The sequence below is a fragment of the Bradyrhizobium sp. CB3481 genome, assembly GCF_029714305.1.
GTDB lineage: Bacteria > Pseudomonadota > Alphaproteobacteria > Rhizobiales > Xanthobacteraceae > Bradyrhizobium.
On the sequence record NZ_CP121647.1, the window covers coordinates 6,949,125 to 6,968,145 of the forward strand.

Consider the following 19,021-nt stretch of genomic DNA (forward strand, 5'->3'; position numbering starts at 1 on the left):
TCACCCAAACCGCTGATCATAGCGGCTCACGTTGAGCTCGCTCACATCGATATCCGGCTTCCGCCCCGAAATCAGGTCGGCCAGCACCCGTCCCGAGCCGCAGGCCATGGTCCAGCCGAGCGTGCCGTGGCCGGTGTTGAGATGCAAATTGCCATAGCGCGTCGCGCCGATCACCGGCGGTCCGTCCGGTGTCATTGGGCGCAGGCCGCTCCAGAACGTCGCCTTGCCGAGATCGCCGCCGCGCGGGAACATGTCGGTCAGCGAATGATCGAGCGTCGCGCGCCGCGCTGCGTCGAGCGTATTCGAATAGCCCGAGATTTCCGCGGTGCCGCCGACGCGGATGCGCATCCCGAGCCGGGTGATCGCGACCTTGTAGCTCTCGTCCATCACGGTCGAGACCGGCGCGCCGTCGGGATCGATGATCGGCACCGTGATGGAATAGCCCTTCACCGGATAGACCGGAACGGAAATGCCGATCGGCTTGAGCCATCGCGGCGACCAGCTTCCGAGCGCGGCGACATAGGCATCGCCCTGAAACAGCCCTTCGCTGGTAACAACGCCTGATATCTTGTCGCCGTCCGCGACCAGCCGCTCGATCGTGGTGTTGAAACTGAACTGCACGCCGAGCTTTGCCGCTTCCTGGGCCAGCGCCTGCGTAAACATGTGGCAATCGCCGGTCTCGTCCTGCGGCAGCCGCAGGCCCCCGACGAACTTGTCCTTTACGCCGGCCAGCGCTGGCTCCGCGCCGATGCAGCCGTTGCGATCGAGCACCTCATACGGCACGCCATATTGCTTGAGTACCGCGATATCGTCGCCGGTGGAATCGAGCTGCTTCTGCTTGCGGAACAGCTGCAGCGTGCCCTGGCTGCGCTCGTCATATTTGATGCCGGTCTCGGCGCGCAGCACGCGCAGGCAATCGCGGCTGTATTCGGCGATCGGAATCATCCGGCTCTTGTTGACGGCGTAGCGCTCTGTCGTGCAGTTGCGCAGCATCTTCAGGCCCCAGATCCACATGACTGGATCGAGCTTGGGCCATATCACCAGCGGGCCGTGCCGCATCAGCAGCCATTTGATCGCCTTGACCGGCACGCCAGGGCCGGCCCAGGGCGAGGAATAGCCGGGCGAGACCTCGCCGGCATTGGCAAAGCTGGTTTCCTGCGCGGGCGCAGCCTGGCGGTCGACGACGACGACTTCATGGCCGGCGCGCGCGAGATAATAGGCCGTGGTGACGCCGATCACGCCACTGCCGAGAACGATGACTTTCACAATGCCTCACAGATTTGCCGCGGCAATATTGCCGCGGCTACTGGAGTCCCGTTCCGATTAAATCGGAACAGGGCTCCAGATCTTTTTTGACGCGTTTTCTTCACGCGAACCGGGATCCACTTCGCTCGAAAACGCTATGCCTTGCCAGCAAGGATCAGGCCACCCGCTTGATCGCGTCGCCGAGGATCGAGACGATGTCGTCGATGTGGCTCTTCTCGACGATCAAGGGCGGCGACAATGCAAAGCTGTCACCGCTCATGCGCAAATAAAGCCCGTTGTTGAAGCAGTCGACCATCACGTCGTAGCCGCGCAGGCCGACGCCTTCCTTGCGCGATGCGACTTCGACCGCGCCCATCAGGCCGACATTGCGGATATCGACGACGTTCGGCAGGCCTTTAAGCGAATGCAGCCCGTCACGCCAGTAGTCGGCCATCGACGCGCCGCGGGTCAGAAGCTTTTCATCCTTGTAGATGTCGAGCGTCGCAAGGCCGGCGGCGCAGGCGGTCGGATGCGCCGAATAGGTGTAGCCATGGAACAATTCGATCGTGCCTTCCGGCCCGGTCATCAGCCCGTCATGGATCTTGCGGCTGGCGAACACCGCGCCGCAGGGCACGGTGCCGTTGGTGATGCCCTTGGCGGTCGTCATCATGTCGGGCGTGACGCCGAAATAATCGGCGGCGAACGGCGTGCCGAGACGGCCGAAGCCGGTGATGACCTCGTCGAAGATCAGGAGGATGCCGTGCTTGTCGGCGATCTCGCGCAGGCGCTTCAAATAGCCCTTCGGTGGCGGCAGCACCGCGGTCGAGCCCGGCACCGGCTCGACGATGACGGCAGCGATGGTGTCGGCGCCATGCAGCGCGACCATCCGTTCGAGATCGTCGGCGAGGTCGGCGCCATGCTCGGGCAGGTCCTTGGCGAAGGCGTTGCGGGTGAGGTCATGGGTATGGCGGATATGATCGACGCCGGGCAGATGGGTCGCAAAGGCGCGACGGTTCGCCACCATGCCGCCGACCGACATGCCGCCAAAACCGACGCCGTGATAGCCGCGCTCGCGGCCGATCAGGCGCGTGCGCGTGCCCTGCCCGATGGCACGCTGATAGGCCAGCGCGATCTTCAGCGCGGTGTCGACCGATTCAGAACCCGAATTGGTGAAGAAGACGCGATCGAGCCCCTTCGGCGCGATCTCGGCAAGCCGCTCCGCGAAATCGAACGCCAGCGGATGGCCCATGTTGAAGGAAGGCGCAAAGTCGAGTGTCATCAATTGCCGCTCGACGGCTGCGGCGATCTGGCGGCGGCCGTGGCCGGCATTGACGCACCACAGGCCCGCGGAACCGTCGATCACCTTGCGGCCGTCGACGGTGGTGTAGTGCATGCCCTCGGCGGAGGCGAACAGGCGCGGCGCTTTCTTGAACTGCCGGTTGGCCGTGAAAGGCATCCAGAACGAGTCGGTCTGCAGGGTGTTCGGCTTTTGGTGGACGGTCACGGGCTTAGCTCCTTTGCTGGCAGCTCAAGATGCCACCGGGCCATGGTCGGGAAGCCATAACAAGTCCTTTTCTTCGCTCCTGCAACTCATTGATTTTGCTAGCCTCGATGGGGCATATTTGTTCGATCCGAAACACCTGCAACAGGGATTTCCCATGAGCGTCGATATCGGCGGGCGACTCCGCTTTATCAGGGCCCGGCACAAGCTGTCGCAGCGCGAGCTGGCCAAGCGTTCCGGGGTGACCAATTCGACGATCTCGCTGATCGAATCCAACCAGATGAACCCCTCGGTCGGGGCGCTGAAGCGCATCCTCGACGGGCTGCCGATGGGGCTTGCCGAGTTCTTCGCGATCGAGCCGGAGCGGCCGCGCAGGGCGTTCTACCGCTCGGATGAGCTGACCGAGATCGGCAAGCAGCCGATCTCCTACCGCCAGGTCGGCGACAATCTGTTCGGCCGCGCTTTGCAGATCCTCAAAGAGCGCTACGAGCCCGGCAGCGACACCGGGCGGGTGCCGCTGACCCATGACGGCGAGGAAGGCGGCATCGTGGTCTCGGGCCGGCTCGAAGTCACCGTCGACGACGAGCGCCGCATCCTCGATCCCGGCGATGCCTATTATTTCGAGAGTCGACGCCCCCACCGCTTCCGCTGCGTCGGCGCCAAGCCGTGCGAGGTAATCAGCGCCTGCACGCCACCGACGTTTTGAGCGAGGATAAATTTCTACAAATCCGCTGTGGCGCCGTGATGGGGCGCTGCGCTTGCGCGGGTTGCAAAAAAGCTGAATAGTTTGCGTGATCCGACCGAGAGATCGGAAGCGTGCGGCTGCTCGCATGCAGCCGCTTGTTGGAGCTTTTTTCGCATGTCGAAGCTCACCGAGCATGGCGCCGGCCTGCTGTGGAAGCCGGAATTGGTTTGGCTGAATGTCGTTTCCGATGCCGTGGTCGCCATCGCCTTTTTTACCACAGCGTTCGTCCTGGCATTCTTTGTGTGGCGGCGCCATCGTGAACTGATGTTCCGCGGCGTATTCCTGATATTCGCGGTCTTCGTTGCGGTCTGCGGGGTGACCCGCCTGCTATCGATCTACACGATGTGGGTTCCAGCCTATGAAATCGAAGCCGTCGCCAAAGCCCTCCTGGCGCTGATCTCGGTTCCGGTCACGGCCGCGCTGCTGCTGGCGCTGCCGCGAATCCTGGTGCTGCCGACGCGCATTCAGCTCGCCCATGCCTATACCGCGCTCGAGGAAGAAGTCAGGCAGCGCCGCGAGGCCGAGGCCATGCTCAAGCGTTTTGAGGAGAAAGAGGCCACCGAAGCCAAAGTTCGGCAAGCGCAGAAGATGGAAGCGATCGGCCAGCTCACCGGCGGCGTGGCGCACGACTTCAACAATATTCTGACCGTGATCACCGGCACCATCGAAATCCTCGCCGATGCCGTCAAGGATCGCCCGCATCTCACCCAGATCACCAATCTGATGGGCGGGGCCGCAGCACGGGGGGCCGAGCTGACCAAGCATTTGCTCGCTTTCTCCCGCCGGCAGCCGCTGCAGCCGCGCAATACCGACGTCAACGCGCTGGTGATCGAAGCGGCACGTCTGCTGCGCCCGACGCTGGGCGAGCACATCGAAATCGAATCGATGCTGGCGTACGATTCCGCGCCGGCGCTGATCGATCCGAGCCAACTCTCAACCGCGATCCTGAACCTCGCCCTGAACGCGCGCGACGCCATGCCTGACGGCGGCAAGCTGACGTTGGAGACCAAGAACGTCGTGCTCGACGAGAACTATGCCCGCCAGAACAGCGAGGTCAAACCGGGCAACTACGTCATGATTGCCGTGAGCGACACCGGCGAAGGGATTCCAAGCAACTTGCTCGAAAAGGTGTTCGAACCGTTCTTCACCACCAAGGAGGCCGGGAAAGGATCGGGGCTCGGCCTCAGCATGGTATACGGCTTCGCCAGACAGTCGAATGGACACATCAAGATCTACAGCGAAGTCGGCCATGGCACGAGCGTGAAGCTATATTTGCCGCAGGCCGCGACTGTCGGCGCGGAGGAGCCCGCCAGCGCGACGGGCTCATATGCCGGCGAACATAGCGACGAGACGATCCTGATTGTCGAGGACGACCCGCTGGTCCGCCAATACGTTCTGGCGCAAATCAACCGCTTCGGATTCCGCACGCTTGCGGCCGGCAATGCCGCCGAGGCGCTGGCGCTCATCGATGGAGCTCAACGCATTGACCTGCTGTTCACGGACGTGATGCTCCCCGGCGGCGTGAACGGCCGCCAGCTCGCCACCGAGGCGGTGAAACGGCGCCCGGGCCTCAAAGTGCTGTATACCTCCGGCTATGCCGAAAACGCCCTCGTCCATCACGGCCGCCTCGACCCCGGCGTGCTGCTGCTGCCAAAACCTTACGTCAGCGCCGACCTGGCGCGGATGCTTCTGACCGCGCTGGCATCGTGAGTTCTCGTGGATAGACCCATGCGCGGCGTCGGCATCACTTCTCCAGCGCGCCCGCGAGCACCAGCTCGAGCTCCTGCCTGACATCATCGAGCGGCTGGGCGCTGCGGGCGGCGCGGCACATCGCGACCGTTCCTTCCGTCGATGCGATGACGAGCGCTGCCAGCCGCCGGGCGCGCGCCGGCGCGACGCCTTCACGCCGCAGCGCCGTGAACATGATCTGCTGCCAATCGGCGAACACGCCGTTGGCGAGATCGAGCAGATGCTCCTGCGCCGCTTCGTCCGGCTGGCCGTCCTTTTCCGTCGCGTCGTTGACATATTGCTCAACCGCAACCGCGAGCACCGGACAGCCGGCCTGAAATTTCGTCCGTTCCAGCGTCTTGCGCCACAATGCGATGAAGCTGCGCAGGCCGGCGATCGCGCCGCGCGTCTCGGTGAGGTGCCTGAGCGGCCCGCTGACCTGCTTACCGGCGAAGGCCAGTGCATCCTCGATCAGTTGCTGCTTGCCGCGCGGGAAATGATGCCCGATCGAGCCGCGCGGCGTGCCGGTGTGGCGCACCACCTCGCGCATGCTGGTGGCGTTGACGCCGCGGCGGCTCATCAGGTCGGCAGCGCCAGCCACCATCCTGGCGCGGGTATCAGATGTCATTGGGTTCCTCGTCTGCCGGATGGCGCGCATTCTAGACTATGACGCTTGACATAGCCAGCTCCATGTGAAGTTATGACGCCCGTCATAGTCGGCAGGGCCGGCACAGAAGAGGTATGAGATGACGTTTATCCACGTGATGACGCCGCAGGGGCGGCTGAATACCGACCAGCGGCGCGTGTTGGCCAAGACCTTGACCGACGCCGTGCTGGTGCCGGAAGTGGGTAAGCTCACGGCCGAAGCCCGCCGCGGCTATCAGGTCCACTTCGCCGAGCGTCCGCTCGACATGATCGCCCATGGCGGCGAGCTATTGTCGGACAAGCCAAGCGACGTCATGCTGATCGATGTCGTGGTGATGGACTGCTGCTGGACGCGCGAGGATCGCGCGGCCGTGATCCGCAACATCCATGCAGCGCTGGCGGAAGCCTGCGGGATGAAGACGCCCTCGCCGGCCTGGTGGATCAATTTCCGCATCATCGAGGAAGGAAGCTGGGGCTCGCGCGGCGGCGTGCTGTCGTTCCTCGACCTGCTCGAGCACGGACCGTCGCATTTCTCGCCGGAACGGGCCGCTGCGATCCGCACCGCGCTCGCGGTCAAATACGAGCGATAGCGCCACGACTGCATCAAGAACCATCAGGACGGAGAGGCAAGCATGAGCACCGAGGGAAAGATCCGCACCGAAACCCATGATCGCATCTTCAAGATCATCATCGACAATCCCGCCAAGAAGAATGCGTTCTCGCCGGCGATGATGGAGCAGCTGTCGGACGCGCTGACGGAACTGCACAACAACGACAGCTACTGGGTCGGCGTCGTCTGCGCCGAGGGCAAGGATTTCACCGCCGGTCTCGACATGCCGAAATTCTTCGGCCCCAACGCCGAGAAGCGCAATTTCAGGGAAGGCAATGTCGACGTGTTCGGCCTGCAGAAGCGCTGCAAAAAGCCGATCGTCACGGCCGTGCAGGGCATCGTCTTCACCATCGGCATCGAATTGATGCTGGCCGGCGACATCGTCGTCGCTGCCGACGACGCCCGCTTCTGCCAGATGGAAGCCAAGCGCGGCATCGCCCCGCTCGGCGGGGCGCATTTCCGCTTCCTGTCGCGCGCCGGCTGGGGCAATGCGATGTATCACCTGTTCCTGTGCGACGAGTTCACGGCCGCGCGCGCCCGCGAGATCGGCCTGGTGCAGGAGGTGGTGCCGGCGGGCCAGCAAATCGAGCGCGCGATGGCGCTCGCAAAAATCATCGCCGGCAATGCGCCGCTCGGCATCCAGGTCACCAAGGAAGCGGCCCTGAAATATGTCGAACAGGGCGAGCAGGCGGCGATCGCCTATATCCCAAAGGTCCGCGAGCGTGTTCTGAACAGCGCCGATGCGCGCGAGGGCATTCAATCCTTCATCGAGCGTCGCGCCGCGGTATTCCAAGGCAAGTGATCGGATCTCCCTCGCCCCGCTCTTGCGGGGAGAGGGAGACTGCTGCCTGAATCATCGGCGGCCGGCCAGTCTGCCCTCCTCACCCGGTCAGGATCGGCTTCAGCGCGTCGCGCTGCTCGACGATGTAATCGAAGAAGGCGGCGATGCGCGGCACACGGCGGATGTCCGGATGCGTGAGCAGCCGCCAGCTTCGCGTCAGCTCCGGCACCGGCCCGAGCACGCGAACCAGATCCGGCTCGGCGTCGCCGAGCGCCGTCGGCAGCGGCCCGATGCCGGCACCCGATTTCACCGCGGATACGAGGCCGAGCACGCTGTTGTTGCGCACCGGCATTTTGGCGTCGGGTGCGACCTCCTTCAGCCACTTCGCAGCGCGGTGACCCGCCAGCGTCTCATCGAAGCCGACGAGCGGATGCTGTGCCAGATCCTCGACACGGTCGGGCTTGCCGTGACGCACGACATAGTCACGGCTGGCATAGACCGCCCAAAGGGAGTCGGCAATCTTGCGCCCGATCAACTCATCGTCGGTATCGCCTGAGCGGAAGGCGACGTCGACCTCGCCCTTCGACAGGTCGAGATAGCGGTCGCTGGTGATGAACTCGACGCGCAGATGCGGGTGGCGAGCATGAAACCGCTCGATCAGGCCCGACTGCGTCATGCGGATGACGATCGGCTCGGGACAGGTGACGCGGATCGTCCCTTTCATGTCCTGCTCGGCATCGGTGGCCCGCCGCTGAAAATCCCCGACTGCGGCCTCGATGCGTTCGGCGAAGGGCAGCAGCGTCGTGCCGTATTCGGTGAGGCGATAGCCCCTGGCTTGCCGTGTCACGAGCGCCTGGCCGATCCGGCGCTCTAGTTCCTCGAGCCTGCGATGCACGGTCGACTGGCTGGTGCCAAGCGCCTTGCCGGCAGCGATCGTGCTGCCGTGGCGCGCGACGGCCAGAAAGTATTTCAGGTCATTCCAGTCAAACATCCGGCCATTATGCACTTTTGGAGCGGTCCCTCGCAATCTTGCGGCTCCCGCGACATGGCCGCGCCGCCTTACGGTCTTGAACCGAAGCAGCGGCCAAGACGAACAAAGGAGCGATATATGCGCAGCCCCCTCATCCCCTGCATCGCCCTGATTGCCAGCCTTGGCAGTCCGGCTTGGGCGCAACAGCACGGCGCAGCCGACCCCAATATCGCCAAGCCGAACATGGTGCTGCAACAAGTCGTCGAGGGATTGCCGACGGACGGCAAGCAGACCGTCCGGGTGATGACGGCGACCTTCAAGCCCGGCGACAAGACCGTCTATCACACCCATCGTTTTCCGGTAACGGTTTACGTCCTCGAAGGCGCCTTCACGCTCGAGCTCGACGGCCGCCCGCCGCTCACGGTGAAAGCCGGCGAAGCGCTGGTCGAGCCGCCCAAAGTGCCGATGACCGGCTATAACCGCAGTGCCACCGAACCGACGAAGGTGGTCATCTTCTATGTCAGCGCCAACGACACGCCGTTTCTCGATCTGATGGGACACTAGGGCGTCGCATCGGCATGGCCGGGCCTGTCCCGGCATGCCGCATGTTGCCAAGCCAGTCGTGATTTGCGCGCATGTCCGGCCGTGTGTAACCTTGGCGCGGTCGGACTGACGCGAGAAGCGGGAGTGTGCCGTGCGCGCAATCATCTTGATCGTCGCAATCCTGCTCGGCCTTTCCGCCCCTGCCCGCGCCGATGACGTCGCCGAGGCGCAAAGCGTGATCCGCGCGCAGGAGCGGGCGTTCAGCCGCGACGACGCCGTGGCCGCTTACTCCCATGCGGCGCCCGAGATCAGGCAGCTGTTCCCGCAGGCCAACATCTTCATGCAGATGGTCCGCCAGGGCTACGCGCCGGTCTATCGCCACAAAAGCTTCGAGTTCGGCGAGGCACGCGCCGCCGGCGGCCATATCGCCCAGCGCGTCCACATCGTCGACGACAATGGCGAGGTGTGGGAGGCGATGTATACGCTGGAGCAGCAGAGCGACGGCAGCCTGAAAATCACCGGCTGCTCGCTCCTGAAGGCCGGACAGTCAGTGTAGGGTTACGCCACCGCCAGCCGCCGAAGCTCGTTTTTTTGCGCGTATTCAAGCCGCAAAACCGGTACCCACTTTTGCGGAATACGCGCGCGCGCGCATCAACAGCAGCAGCATGATGCCGATGTTGAGTGCGTTCCACGCCAGGCCATTGGCAAACGCGGCGGTGTAGGAGCCGGTGGCGTCGAAGATCGCGCCGGAAATCCAGCCGCCGAACGACATGCCGAACACGGAGGCGAAGATCACGATGCCGACGCGGGTCGCGGCTTCCGCGGCCGGCATCGCCTCGCGGACGATGATGGCGTAGCTCGGCACGATGCCGCCCTGGAACAGGCCGAACATCGCCGAGATGACGTAGAGCGAGGTCAGGCTGTCGAAGAACAGATAGAACAACAGCGCGGTGCCCTGCGCCACCGAGCCGATCAAGAGCGTGCGGATGCCGCCGATCTTGTCGGCAAGAAAACCGGAGCCGATCCGGCTGATGATGCCGAATCCCAGCATCAGCGAGAGCATCTCGGCGCCGCGCGCCACGCCATAACCGAGATCGCCGCAATAGGCGACGATGTGAACTTGCGGCATCGACATCGCGACGCAGCAGGCGATCGCGGCGAGCGAGAGGATCGCCGTCAGCGCATTGGTGGATATCCGCAGGTCGACGCGCGGCGGCGCCGCGTTCTGGTGGTCGCGCTGCCCACCTGCCCCCATCAACAGGCGCAAGACGACCAGCGCCAGCGTCATGGCCACCGCCGTGAAGATACCGAGCACGATATGGGTGGTGCGCCAGCCCATCGTCTCGATGCCGTAATTGACCAGCGGCGGCCAGACCGCGCCGCCGATATAATTGCCGCTGGCAGCGACCGCGACGGCAAGCCCGCGGTAGCGGACGAACCAGTGCGAGGCCTCCGCCATCAGTGGGCCGAAAGTGGCCGACGACGACAGTCCGATCGCGAAATGCACCAGGATGAAATGCCAGATCGAGGTCGACATTCCCGCGACCACATAGCCGAGGCCGAGAATGCCGATGCCGAGCCCGATCGCGGTGACGATGCCGTAGCGATCGGTGATCTTGCCGGTCAGCACCGCGCCGGAACCGAAGCCGAGCATGATCATGGTGAAGGCGAGCGAGGCGGTGCCGCGGCTGGCCGCGAACTCGGTCTGCACCACCGGCAGCGCGACCACCACCGACCACATGCCGACGCTGCCGAGCGAGCCGATCAGCACGGCGACGGCAAGGCGTATCCACGCCCGGCGCGAGTCGGGAATGAACAGGTCGGAATCTCGGGAAAGTTCAGAAGAAATGACCACGGCGGACGCAACTTCGGCGGCAAATCGCCTAACGTCAAGCCACAATGCCGCGATATTGGGCATGCAGATGTGTTGGGGGTACTCCGTCATTCCGGGGCATGCGCAGCATGAACCCGGAATCTCGAGATTCCGGGTTCGATGCTCTCGCATCGCCCCGGAATGACCAAACCCAACCGCCTTGGCTCAATCGTCCATCGGTACTAATTTCCCATCATGTTCGTTCGCCTGACGAGACCTGCGCGCGCCAAAGCAGGGTGGTTTGCCGCCCTGCTCTATCTGTTTTGCGTGCTTACGCCGGGCGCGGCGCTGGCGCTCGGCGATGCCGCATCCTGCCTCATGCACCTGCCCTGGACGGCGGCCGGTGCGCACGTCCACGGGGATGTCCAGGCCGGACAGGTAGCCGCGCATCAGCATCACGAGGTGCAGGCCGATCAACATGCGATGCATGCCGATGCGGGCCGCGTGATGCCCGAGCCGGCCAAGCACGAGCACGACGGCAAGGGTTCTGCGGGCCCGTGCTGCGCCATGCTCTGCGTCTCCGCAATCACCGCCGATCCGCCCATCCTCGCAATGCCGTCGCCGCCGATATCGCTGTACGTCTCCGAGATTTCCCAGCGCCTGCCGGGCAAAGCACCGCCGCTGCTCTTCCGTCCTCCCATCTCCTGCTCCCTGACGTAAACGACGTGGGCGACCGCGCGATGCGCGCGCATGCCCATGCTTACTGCAAGATTATGGATCAGCGCTGGCGAGCCGCGCATCGCGGCGACGCTCGCTGACAAGGAAAGAGAGAGAGAGAGAGAGAGAGAACAGAGATGAAGAAGATCATGACGGTCAGCCTCGCCCTGATCGCGGTTTCGGCATGGACGCCACTGGCATTCGGCCACGACAAGCACGCCCATGAAGCCTATTCGGCAGGCGAGCCCGGCGACCCCAGGAAACCCTCACGCACTGTCGAGATCGACATGAGCGAGATGAAGTATGCGCCCGCAAGCATCGAGGTGAAGCGCGGCGAGCAGATCCGCTTCGTGCTTCGCAATGTCGGCCAGGATGATCACGAGTTCCTGCTCGCCACCACGGAAGAGAACCTGAAGCACGCCGAGGACATGCAAAAGCACCCGCACATGGACCACGAGGAGCCGAACGCCGTGCGGCTCACGCCGAAGAAATCCGCCGAGATCGTCTGGAAGTTCAGCAAATCAGGCACGTTCGAATATTCGTGCCTGATCCCCGGCCACCGCGAGAACGGCATGATCGGCCAGGTGACAGTGAAGTAACGATACAGACACTGCAGCCTCGCAGGATGGGCGGAGCCAATGGGTCGCGCGAATGCGCGCGCTATTGGCTCTACTCATCCTACATTTCCTTTTCATCCTGGTCGTGCGACAAGCGCTCAGCAGCCGCCGCCTTCGATGAACGCCAAGGAACAGGACACCCGTGCGACGAATCGACGACCAGACGTTCCTGCTTCTGCTGTTTGTCGTCACATTGGCGTTCGGCTGGGTTTTGTACCCGTTCTACGGCGCGGTGCTGTGGGCGATCATCGTCGCCGTGATCTTTGCGCCGGTGAACCGAAGGCTGCTCGCATCGGTGGGAGGCCGGCAAAATCTCGCGGCGCTGCTGACCGTCCTTCTCGTCATCGCCATGGTGATTCTGCCGCTTGCGATCGTCGCGACCTCGCTGGTCCAGGAAGCGACCGGCCTGTTCGGAAAGATCCAGTCCGGCGAATATGACCTCGCCGGCTACATCCAGCGCGTGTTCGATGCACTGCCGGCCTGGGCGGTCGGCTGGCTGGAACGCCTCAACCTGACCAACTTTGCCGGGCTTCGCGAGACCCTATCGTCCAGCCTGATGAAGGGCGGCCAGATCCTGGCACCGCAGGCGCTCAGCATCGGCATGAACACGTTCGAGTTCATGATCAGCCTCGGCATCATGCTGTACCTGCTGTTCTTCCTGATGCGCGATGGCGGCAGGCTTGCCGAAAGCATCAAGGCGGCGGTGCCGCTGCGGCCCGACCGGAAGTCAGCGCTGTTCAGCCGCTTTGCCGATGTCGTCCGCGCCACCGTCAAGGGCGGCATCCTGGTGGCGATGGCGCAGGGCGCGCTCGGCGGCCTCGCCTTCTGGTTCCTCGGCGTTCACGCCGCGCTGCTATGGGCCGTGCTGATGGCATTCCTGTCACTGGTGCCCGCGATCGGCGCCGGCCTCGTCTGGGTCCCCGTCGCGATCTATTTTCTCGCCACCGGCGCGATCTGGCAGGGCCTTGGCCTGATCGCCTATGGCGTGCTGGTCATCGGCCTCGTCGACAATCTGCTGCGGCCGTTCCTCGTCGGCAAGGATACCAAGCTGCCGGATTACGTCGTGCTGATCTCGACGCTCGGCGGCATCGACGTGTTCGGCCTCAACGGTTTTGTGCTGGGGCCGCTGATCGCCGCGATCTTCATGGTGAGCTGGGAAATTTTCGTCGCGTCGCGGCGGACGCCGCAGGATGAGGCGGCGGGTGAATAGTTCACGCGCAGCTATCCCAATTCGAAGCTGGTAACCCCGAACACCCGCTCCAGCCGCAATGGCGCGATCGCGCCGGTATACATGCGCGCGGTCTCGAACACCGGCGCAAGCCCAAGACTTTCCGCCAGCGCGATCGCCTCGCGGTTGACGCTGGGCACATCGAGAAAAATCTCACCGCCGCCCGTCCTGGCGAGCAGCGCCGACAGCACCGCTTCGGCCGTCGCGCGGTCATCCGCCACCAGCGGCCCGATCTTCCGTCCCCTGCGGCACGGGCGGATCACGCCCCAGCCCGCAAGTTTCCCGTCCCGCATCAGCGCGCTCCCGACATGTCCTGATGCGCCGATCCACGCGCGCAAAAAGGAAGATCGCGGCGCTGGAAACACCGTTGCATCGTCCGCAGCGACATCTGCGAACGGCACGTCGCCGAGCGCGACGACATCGCTCCGCGGCGCATGCGGCGCTATGGCCACGCCGCCATAGCGGATGTTGGCGTAAGCAAGTGCAAAACCAGACTTCCTGTAATTGTCCTGCTGCGCCACCACGCCATCGAGCCCGATCACGCGCGATCCTGCATGCGCGATCGCCGCATTCCATATTTGCAAGCCAAAGCCTTTGCCGCGCAAATCAGGCCGCACGATATAGAAGCCGAGGAAGGCAAAGCGCGCGTCGTAATTGATGCAGGAGACGGTGGCCGCCGGCTGGCCGTCGAGCTCGCCGATCAGAAAACCTTGCGGATCGACGGTGGCAAAACAGGCGGCATCGCCAAGGCCTGGATTCCAGCCTTCGGCCGCGGCCCATTCGATTGCGATCGGGATTTCGTCGGGTCGCATGGCGCGGATGGTGAAGGTGTTCATGGACGACGATCCTCGACTACGCGTCAGCGTCATTGCGAGCCAACGGGTCGCGCGAATGCGCGCCCGATGACGGGCGCCGCGAAGCAATCCATAGCGCCGCAAGCAGACAGATGGATTGCTTCGTCGCGAACGCTGCTCGCAATGACGCTGCTCGGCCGCGGAATCACAACACGCCATTGCGCCTGACTCCTCGATGTCATCACAGTTCCCAATTCACAATCCGCATACACTGTGGGCAGTCCAGAAATGGCACACATCGACGCACAAAATATCATTGCGCGCCGCAGATTGTTTAGCGAAAATTAACCGTGCTGGCTGGCGCGGCTCGAGTTTGTTGGAGGCTTCACACATGTACCGATCATCGCTCACGCTGGCCTTTGTCGTCCTTTGTTCGGCGACTGCTTCAGCCAGCGACCTGTCGTCCGTCTACGTCGCACCGGGCGGAATCTATGCGCCGTCGGCCAACATCCAGGTGCGTCCGCGCGCCGATCACCGGCCGTATGCAGAACCCGGCTACGGCTATCGCTCTTACGGCGCGCCGCCGGCCTATCGCGCACCGGCGGCGGTGTACGGCGATTACGGTCCGGCCTACGCCGCGCAGCCGATCTATGTCGAGCGCACGCCCGCCTATCCCGAGCGCTACTACGCCCAGGACTACGAATACGCGCCGCGGCCGCCGCTGAGCGTACCTTACCGCACGCGGGCGCGGTGCGACGACGGCTATGGTGGCTGGACCTATTGCAACTGAGCCGCCCCGTGCGGGTTTGTTGCCGTTGATGACGGCCGGGCAAAGGCGAGCGAAGCGACGCTGTAATTCAGACGGCAATGCCCGGCCACAGAACGCCCGATCGATGGGTCACACCTGCTGTCGCTGATTCCGCCGAGCGTCTGTTCACTATCGGACAGACGGAACACGAGGTGACTTCCTACAAGAAGCCGGGGCGTTGTCGTTCAACAGGGATCCGGCCAGATGGCTCACCAGCGTACACGGATCAATCATATCAAGACTTTTGCGGAGCGGCTGGAAGAAGAAGCGCACAAATTCAGGGAAGCTGCGGAACAGCAGCCGCCCGGTAGCATGGCCCGGGAACTGCTGTTGCGGCGGGCGCAGATGATAGAAGCCTCACAGGTCAATCCGTGGCTGAAAATCCGCCGGCCCGCCGGCGAAGCACCAGCCATCCGCCCGAAATAGAAATACCGCTTTCGCCAATTTGACGAACGGCTACCCTTCGCCGGGAGAAAGCCCGCGGCGCCCATGCGACCCGCTGATCTTCCGCGAGGATTGGTAGATTGTGGACGCGCTTATCGATGCGCGCAACTTTCCACCAAAAGCTGCCAAATGCGCTGCGCCTCGGTGCGTTGCGCTTCTGCCTTTCTGTGGATTTCCACTACCCGCTCCGGGCTCGGCGGCTGCGCGGCCGATGAGTTGTCGGAAAACGAAACGGCTTCACGCGGCACGAACCACCGTTCCGAAATAGGGTCATACCATTTGCCAATCTTCATTTCGACGCACTAGCCCGGTTCGCATTGTCCATGTGCTCGAACCAGGTAGTGCAAGACGATTGCAGAGTTCCGATACCCAACAATACTTACCGTTCTCGATTCGAGCCGCTCGCGGGATTGCAACCAAATCTCGATGCGAGTGTTCCTGCCGAAGATCTGTCGGCATAGCTCCCATTCATCTGCATCAGGCAATGACGACGCGCGCTAAGCGGCGGAGCGGACCTGTTGCGATGGGCTGCCCGTTTGCTGCTCGATCTCCAGCGTTTTGGCTTGCGCGCGGCATTGGCTTGCGAAGAGCTGAAGCCGTTCGACCGTCAGCGTGTCGAGAATGGCCTTCGAGAGCCGCTCGGCGCGGGCCGCCTGCTGCAAAAGATGTTCGAGCTTGCTCATGAACCCCAGCCCTCAATTGTCCGGAATAATTTGAAACGAATTGCTTCGTTCCAGCGTTGCTCCATTCTTGCTTAATGGCCGGTAAATTCAGTGAAGTAGGTCACGCAGCCAGGAGTCACAAAGTTGTCAGCGCGCGGCTTGCTGAAGGCCGAGCTACCGTGGCTCGCGACAGCGCGCAGGCATCCCTGCCTGCTCGCCGCGGCATGCCTTCATTTGAGATGGCGATCGAGAAACTGCTGCAGGCGGCGGCTTGCATCATCGGCCGCCTCGCCATTGTATTCCAGCCAGTGATCGAACATGGTCCTGCCGGGCTGCAGGTGCAGGTAATAGAATCCGTGATACACGCCGGGATAGACGATCAGCTCGATCGGCGGCCCGTCCTTGCCCCAGCTCGCGACCTTGTCGGTGCAGCCCGCTGCCGGCGTCCAATCGTCGAGGGCGCCGATGAAGATGAGCGTCGGGATTGCCGGGCGCGCGGTCCATGGATCCTTGCATGGCGGATAAAACGCTGCGGCTGCGCGGAACCGCAACTCGCTTGGCGGAAGGAACAGTTCGAACGAATTCGGCCCCGCCACCGAGAGGGTCACGCGAGCGCCCGCCGAGAAGCCGACCACCGCCACGCGTTGCGGATCGACGAAAGCCTGGCCGCCCAGGAAGAGCAGTGCCCCATAGGCATCCGGCCTGCGTTTCAGGAAGGTGGCAAACGCGGTTAAGGTGCAGGCCTCAACGATGCGGCGCGTCGCATAGCTGTCGACCAGCAGGACGACATAGCCGCGGCCGACAAGATCATCGGTCAGCTTTTGCCTTGTCGTGTCATGCATGCCGGCGCAGCCATGCAGGACGACGACGGCGGGAAAAGGACCCGCCCCATCCGGCCTCGCCAGATAACCCTCGATGCGCTCGCCTTCGATGACGTTGCCGGAAAGGAGCCGCTGAGAAGCGTTGGCGAACTCGACGCGTTGCAGGGATGCAGCTCGTGCATTAGCCGTCAGCGCGCCTATGGCGCAGCCAACGATCAGCATTCGCAAAGCACGCCTGCGCAAATGCCGCGCTCCCTTATTTTCAGTGAAGCATTCCTTCCTTGCGGCGCTGCTTGCCGATCTCGTGGATGATACGCGTTCGAATTCGCACCGTCGGGCGGTGTCCAGATTACGGCTGCAGCAAGACGGTGCGATGGCACCAAGCAAGTTCCCGCGACTTTGATCCTCCCGGATAGAAACTCAAGCAGACCAACCACTTAATGAAAGACGGAACTATTCCCCCGGCGGCGGAACTACACCAAAATTTGATGGGATTTTGCTGAAAAACGGGGACAAACCCGAATCCAGCCTTGATTTGGCTCTCTTGTTTTATCGGGGCGATCGGTGAGTAACGCGTATGACCGACCAACAATTGGCTATTGCCGCGATTGGCGAGGCGCAACTGATCCTTGAAGAATATCTGCAACCCCGTCCCCAGAACAATGAGCGCATCCTCGACAAACTCGTAGAGGTTCTAGAACGCCCCGATGTGATGGCGGCAGTGAGTCGCTTGCAGCAACGTGGTTGCTCGGGGGCGCTCAAATGACCAAGCAGCTTTCATCAACGACTCTGACGGCTTCCGTTGCTGCGCTGTTGTTGTTGGGAATGCCCGAGGTAGAAGCAAAACAACAATGCAGCGCCGCGATGCCGTCCAGCCAGAACGGCAAATGGTGGTCCTATCGTCTGATCGATGGGCGCAAGTGTTGGTACGAAGGCAAGCCAGGACTTTCGAAAGCCTTGCTGGAATGGCCGAAGACCGCTTCAGTGGAGGTATTGCCCAAGGATTCTTCGCAGCCCTCGCGCAAGCATGTTGTCGACGCGATCTCGGCGAAGCGCCGCAGTCCACTGGATGCACAAGCGTGGTCGCCGAAGGAAGCCGTGCAGCCCTGGGTGCCGGAAGAGGCCGTGCTGGCACGGGCACCGAACTACATTCCCGACACCTTCGATGCGCTGTGGAGCGCACGAATCTGGCTGTTGGACCGCTAATAGGCCGACCTCTGGCTTCGCCGTTTCTTCCTAACGAGGTCTGTCGCTGAACTTGGACGCTGATTTGATCCGGTCGTCTGCTGTTCCCATGACAACGGCTGTCTTTGATCAATAGTTACTCGGCGCGTGCTGAAACGGGTGTTTGGGTCTTACGTGAGTGTCGCCCTTTAGAGGAGGGTGCCGTGAGTGATTGGTTGCGTGAGAGTGAGGCCGGGCGGCACCAGCCGCCTCATCATCATACGTGTAATCATTGCGGCGGCACCGCGCGGCCCATTGAGATTCTGGACAGCCGCCAAGGCAAGAACGTTCGCTTCCTGCGCTGCCTCAGTTGTGAAAAAACGAGTTGGATTGAAGAGCAGTGACCGCAGCCGTTGGAGTTGGGCTGAGGCCGGCCTTGCTCTCAAAGTTCTGAAGACAATTCGAGTGAGAAGCACCCGAGCCGTTCCGATGCTCAGATTTCGCAATCGGCTGAATTCAAGGCCTTGCGCAACCCGCCAAACGCACTCAGCCGACAGGACTCGGTATTGCTGGCCGCCTTTCGCCGCTCTGGAACGGTGACGCGCTTGATAACGGCGATCTTTCGCTTCGACTGAGGACGGTAGGCGGCATTGACCTTCTTCGGACGGGCAGCGGCGGCGTTCTTGGGCTTGGAATCGTGCCGATGGCGGACGATCACGCTCGGGGGCTCCGAAGAACCGACACTGATGTCTTCCGAAGAAGTGCCTGCGTCAACCAGCGCTGGCTGTTCCTCGACCGGTGCAGCCTGCGCCGGTGTCTCGCTGCTCGCAGCGGCAGTTTCAATCCGGTCAGCGCGTGTTGGCGCAACATGTGAATCGGAAATGCCTACCGTCGTCTCGGCAACGGGCTGGACGGCCACGGCTGCAGTACGCACTGAAGCTCTGAGTTCCATCGTCGCCAGCACTCCTACCCCCAACGGGATGAGGAGGCCCACCAACATCATTCTGAGCATGATGCTTCTCCGGCTGGTTCAGTGTCGGTGAAAATTCTCCGATCGAATGCGGCAGCTTGGCGGCGGCTCACCGCCCGTTTGCCGGCAGGGTTAACGCCGGCCCGGATGCGCGCGCGCAGATGTTGAATGCAGATGTTGAATGCAGATGTTGAATGAAGGGCGCCGCCGAAGGA

At 62.9% G+C, this 19,021-nt stretch carries 24 protein-coding genes; 14 read left to right on the forward strand and 10 right to left on the reverse strand.

Features of this window, described 5'->3' with window-relative positions:
• A complete protein-coding gene (locus tag QA643_RS33610) occupies window positions 1-1,266 on the reverse strand; it encodes a D-amino acid dehydrogenase (RefSeq protein WP_283029942.1) in 1,266 nt (421 codons plus the stop codon).
• A 154-nt stretch (window positions 1,267-1,420) separates the two neighbouring features.
• Window positions 1,421-2,749 carry an aspartate aminotransferase family protein gene (locus QA643_RS33615; RefSeq protein ID WP_283029943.1) on the reverse strand — a complete coding sequence of 443 codons (1,329 nt, stop codon included), beginning with the start codon at window positions 2,747-2,749 and terminating at the stop codon, window positions 1,421-1,423.
• Between the two features lie 154 nt (window positions 2,750-2,903).
• Here QA643_RS33615 and QA643_RS33620 point away from each other — a divergent pair, with 154 nt between their 5' ends.
• Both QA643_RS33620 and QA643_RS33625 read left to right on the forward strand, forming a co-directional pair.
• Window positions 2,904-3,452, forward strand: coding sequence for a cupin domain-containing protein (locus tag QA643_RS33620; protein WP_283029944.1), 549 nt, complete (start codon window positions 2,904-2,906; stop codon window positions 3,450-3,452).
• A gap of 153 nt (window positions 3,453-3,605) precedes the next feature.
• Window positions 3,606-5,201 carry an ATP-binding protein gene (locus tag QA643_RS33625; RefSeq protein WP_283029945.1) on the forward strand — a complete coding sequence of 532 codons (1,596 nt, stop codon included), beginning with the start codon at window positions 3,606-3,608 and terminating at the stop codon, window positions 5,199-5,201.
• A gap of 34 nt (window positions 5,202-5,235) precedes the next feature.
• Here the strand turns inward: QA643_RS33625 and QA643_RS33630 are convergent, their stop codons facing one another.
• A complete protein-coding gene (locus QA643_RS33630; protein WP_283029946.1) occupies window positions 5,236-5,847 on the reverse strand; it encodes a helix-turn-helix domain-containing protein in 612 nt (203 codons plus the stop codon).
• A 118-nt stretch (window positions 5,848-5,965) separates the two neighbouring features.
• Here QA643_RS33630 and QA643_RS33635 point away from each other — a divergent pair, with 118 nt between their 5' ends.
• Together QA643_RS33635 and QA643_RS33640 are read left to right on the forward strand one after the other, a co-directional pair.
• On the forward strand, window positions 5,966-6,454 hold the full coding sequence (locus QA643_RS33635; RefSeq protein ID WP_283029947.1) for a tautomerase enzyme: 489 nt from the start codon (window positions 5,966-5,968) through the stop codon (window positions 6,452-6,454).
• Between the two features lie 42 nt (window positions 6,455-6,496).
• Window positions 6,497-7,276 (forward strand): crotonase/enoyl-CoA hydratase family protein, encoded by a 780-nt coding sequence (locus tag QA643_RS33640; RefSeq protein WP_283029948.1) that lies wholly within the window; start codon window positions 6,497-6,499, stop codon window positions 7,274-7,276.
• 79 nt (window positions 7,277-7,355) lie between these two features.
• Here the strand turns inward: QA643_RS33640 and QA643_RS33645 are convergent, their stop codons facing one another.
• Window positions 7,356-8,246, reverse strand: a complete 891-nt coding sequence (locus tag QA643_RS33645; RefSeq protein ID WP_283029949.1) for a LysR family transcriptional regulator — start codon at window positions 8,244-8,246, stop codon at window positions 7,356-7,358.
• Between the two features lie 117 nt (window positions 8,247-8,363).
• Between QA643_RS33645 and QA643_RS33650 the strand changes: the two genes are divergently transcribed.
• Window positions 8,364-8,789: a cupin domain-containing protein gene (locus tag QA643_RS33650; protein ID WP_283029950.1), complete on the forward strand. Its 426-nt coding sequence runs from the start codon at window positions 8,364-8,366 to the stop codon at window positions 8,787-8,789.
• Window positions 8,790-8,919: 130 nt separating this feature from the next.
• Window positions 8,920-9,324 (forward strand): DUF4864 domain-containing protein, encoded by a 405-nt coding sequence (locus QA643_RS33655; protein ID WP_283029951.1) that lies wholly within the window; start codon window positions 8,920-8,922, stop codon window positions 9,322-9,324.
• Between the two features lie 45 nt (window positions 9,325-9,369).
• Here the strand turns inward: QA643_RS33655 and QA643_RS33660 are convergent, their stop codons facing one another.
• Window positions 9,370-10,587, reverse strand: coding sequence for an MFS transporter (locus QA643_RS33660; protein WP_283035018.1), 1,218 nt, complete (start codon window positions 10,585-10,587; stop codon window positions 9,370-9,372).
• 249 nt (window positions 10,588-10,836) lie between these two features.
• On the opposite strand from QA643_RS33660, the gene QA643_RS33665 reads away from it, so the two are divergent.
• The 3 genes from QA643_RS33665 (at window position 10,837) to QA643_RS33675 (ending at window position 13,125) form a co-directional block, all read left to right on the forward strand.
• Window positions 10,837-11,301: a hypothetical protein gene (locus QA643_RS33665; protein ID WP_283029952.1), complete on the forward strand. Its 465-nt coding sequence runs from the start codon at window positions 10,837-10,839 to the stop codon at window positions 11,299-11,301.
• 134 nt (window positions 11,302-11,435) lie between these two features.
• On the forward strand, window positions 11,436-11,897 hold the full coding sequence (locus QA643_RS33670) for a cupredoxin family protein (protein WP_283029953.1): 462 nt from the start codon (window positions 11,436-11,438) through the stop codon (window positions 11,895-11,897).
• Window positions 11,898-12,057: 160 nt separating this feature from the next.
• Entirely contained in the window at window positions 12,058-13,125 is a 1,068-nt protein-coding gene (locus QA643_RS33675; protein ID WP_283029954.1) for an AI-2E family transporter, read from the forward strand.
• An 11-nt stretch (window positions 13,126-13,136) separates the two neighbouring features.
• Here the strand turns inward: QA643_RS33675 and QA643_RS33680 are convergent, their stop codons facing one another.
• Window positions 13,137-13,979 (reverse strand): GNAT family N-acetyltransferase, encoded by an 843-nt coding sequence (locus QA643_RS33680; protein ID WP_283029955.1) that lies wholly within the window; start codon window positions 13,977-13,979, stop codon window positions 13,137-13,139.
• Window positions 13,980-14,328: 349 nt separating this feature from the next.
• On the opposite strand from QA643_RS33680, the gene QA643_RS33685 reads away from it, so the two are divergent.
• Together QA643_RS33685 and QA643_RS33690 are read left to right on the forward strand one after the other, a co-directional pair.
• Entirely contained in the window at window positions 14,329-14,727 is a 399-nt protein-coding gene (locus QA643_RS33685; protein WP_283029956.1) for a hypothetical protein, read from the forward strand.
• Window positions 14,728-14,949: 222 nt separating this feature from the next.
• On the forward strand, window positions 14,950-15,171 hold the full coding sequence (locus tag QA643_RS33690; RefSeq protein ID WP_283029957.1) for a hypothetical protein: 222 nt from the start codon (window positions 14,950-14,952) through the stop codon (window positions 15,169-15,171).
• A 110-nt stretch (window positions 15,172-15,281) separates the two neighbouring features.
• Here QA643_RS33690 and QA643_RS33695 read toward each other — a convergent pair whose 3' ends face one another.
• The 3 genes from QA643_RS33695 to QA643_RS33705 all read right to left on the reverse strand — a co-directional run bounded on the left by QA643_RS33695 (window position 15,282) and on the right by QA643_RS33705 (window position 16,894).
• The gene (locus QA643_RS33695; protein WP_283029958.1) at window positions 15,282-15,482 is read right to left on the reverse strand and encodes a hypothetical protein; all 201 of its coding nucleotides are present in this window, start codon (window positions 15,480-15,482) and stop codon (window positions 15,282-15,284) included.
• 204 nt (window positions 15,483-15,686) lie between these two features.
• The gene (locus QA643_RS33700) at window positions 15,687-15,872 is read right to left on the reverse strand and encodes a hypothetical protein (protein WP_283029960.1); all 186 of its coding nucleotides are present in this window, start codon (window positions 15,870-15,872) and stop codon (window positions 15,687-15,689) included.
• 209 nt (window positions 15,873-16,081) lie between these two features.
• Window positions 16,082-16,894, reverse strand: coding sequence for a dienelactone hydrolase family protein (locus QA643_RS33705; RefSeq protein ID WP_283029961.1), 813 nt, complete (start codon window positions 16,892-16,894; stop codon window positions 16,082-16,084).
• Window positions 16,895-17,249: 355 nt separating this feature from the next.
• Here QA643_RS33705 and QA643_RS33710 point away from each other — a divergent pair, with 355 nt between their 5' ends.
• The 3 genes from QA643_RS33710 (at window position 17,250) to QA643_RS33720 (ending at window position 18,240) form a co-directional block, all read left to right on the forward strand.
• Window positions 17,250-17,438 (forward strand): hypothetical protein, encoded by a 189-nt coding sequence (locus tag QA643_RS33710; protein ID WP_283029962.1) that lies wholly within the window; start codon window positions 17,250-17,252, stop codon window positions 17,436-17,438.
• Complete coding sequence (locus tag QA643_RS33715) at window positions 17,435-17,878, forward strand: hypothetical protein (RefSeq protein WP_283029963.1); 444 nt, start codon at window positions 17,435-17,437, stop codon at window positions 17,876-17,878. Before QA643_RS33710 ends, QA643_RS33715 begins: the two co-directional genes overlap by 4 nt.
• 182 nt (window positions 17,879-18,060) lie before the next feature.
• The gene (locus QA643_RS33720) at window positions 18,061-18,240 is read left to right on the forward strand and encodes a hypothetical protein (protein WP_283029964.1); all 180 of its coding nucleotides are present in this window, start codon (window positions 18,061-18,063) and stop codon (window positions 18,238-18,240) included.
• A gap of 89 nt (window positions 18,241-18,329) precedes the next feature.
• Here QA643_RS33720 and QA643_RS33725 read toward each other — a convergent pair whose 3' ends face one another.
• Window positions 18,330-18,848 (reverse strand): hypothetical protein, encoded by a 519-nt coding sequence (locus tag QA643_RS33725; protein ID WP_283029965.1) that lies wholly within the window; start codon window positions 18,846-18,848, stop codon window positions 18,330-18,332.
• Between the last annotated feature and the right edge of the window lie 173 nt (window positions 18,849-19,021).

Excerpts from the sequence above, each read along its gene's own strand:
- QA643_RS33700 (WP_283029960.1), bottom strand. The coding sequence starts at position 15,872 with ATGAGCAAGCTCGAACATCTTTTGCAGCAGGCGGCCCGCGCCGAGCGG.
- QA643_RS33710 (WP_283029962.1), top strand. The coding sequence starts at position 17,250 with ATGACCGACCAACAATTGGCTATTGCCGCGATTGGCGAGGCGCAACTG.
- QA643_RS33645 (WP_283029949.1), bottom strand. The coding sequence starts at position 8,246 with ATGTTTGACTGGAATGACCTGAAATACTTTCTGGCCGTCGCGCGCCAC.
- QA643_RS33620 (WP_283029944.1), top strand. The coding sequence starts at position 2,904 with ATGAGCGTCGATATCGGCGGGCGACTCCGCTTTATCAGGGCCCGGCAC.
- QA643_RS33650 (WP_283029950.1), top strand. The coding sequence starts at position 8,364 with ATGCGCAGCCCCCTCATCCCCTGCATCGCCCTGATTGCCAGCCTTGGC.
- QA643_RS33685 (WP_283029956.1), top strand. The coding sequence starts at position 14,329 with ATGTACCGATCATCGCTCACGCTGGCCTTTGTCGTCCTTTGTTCGGCG.
- QA643_RS33680 (WP_283029955.1), bottom strand. The coding sequence starts at position 13,979 with ATGAACACCTTCACCATCCGCGCCATGCGACCCGACGAAATCCCGATC.
- QA643_RS33630 (WP_283029946.1), bottom strand. The coding sequence starts at position 5,847 with ATGACATCTGATACCCGCGCCAGGATGGTGGCTGGCGCTGCCGACCTG.
- QA643_RS33665 (WP_283029952.1), top strand. The coding sequence starts at position 10,837 with ATGTTCGTTCGCCTGACGAGACCTGCGCGCGCCAAAGCAGGGTGGTTT.
- QA643_RS33640 (WP_283029948.1), top strand. The coding sequence starts at position 6,497 with ATGAGCACCGAGGGAAAGATCCGCACCGAAACCCATGATCGCATCTTC.
- QA643_RS33635 (WP_283029947.1), top strand. The coding sequence starts at position 5,966 with ATGACGTTTATCCACGTGATGACGCCGCAGGGGCGGCTGAATACCGAC.
- QA643_RS33625 (WP_283029945.1), top strand. The coding sequence starts at position 3,606 with ATGTCGAAGCTCACCGAGCATGGCGCCGGCCTGCTGTGGAAGCCGGAA.
- QA643_RS33695 (WP_283029958.1), bottom strand. The coding sequence starts at position 15,482 with ATGAAGATTGGCAAATGGTATGACCCTATTTCGGAACGGTGGTTCGTG.
- QA643_RS33690 (WP_283029957.1), top strand. The coding sequence starts at position 14,950 with ATGGCTCACCAGCGTACACGGATCAATCATATCAAGACTTTTGCGGAG.
- QA643_RS33715 (WP_283029963.1), top strand. The coding sequence starts at position 17,435 with ATGACCAAGCAGCTTTCATCAACGACTCTGACGGCTTCCGTTGCTGCG.
- QA643_RS33670 (WP_283029953.1), top strand. The coding sequence starts at position 11,436 with ATGAAGAAGATCATGACGGTCAGCCTCGCCCTGATCGCGGTTTCGGCA.
- QA643_RS33725 (WP_283029965.1), bottom strand. The coding sequence starts at position 18,848 with ATGCTCAGAATGATGTTGGTGGGCCTCCTCATCCCGTTGGGGGTAGGA.
- QA643_RS33705 (WP_283029961.1), bottom strand. The coding sequence starts at position 16,894 with ATGCTGATCGTTGGCTGCGCCATAGGCGCGCTGACGGCTAATGCACGA.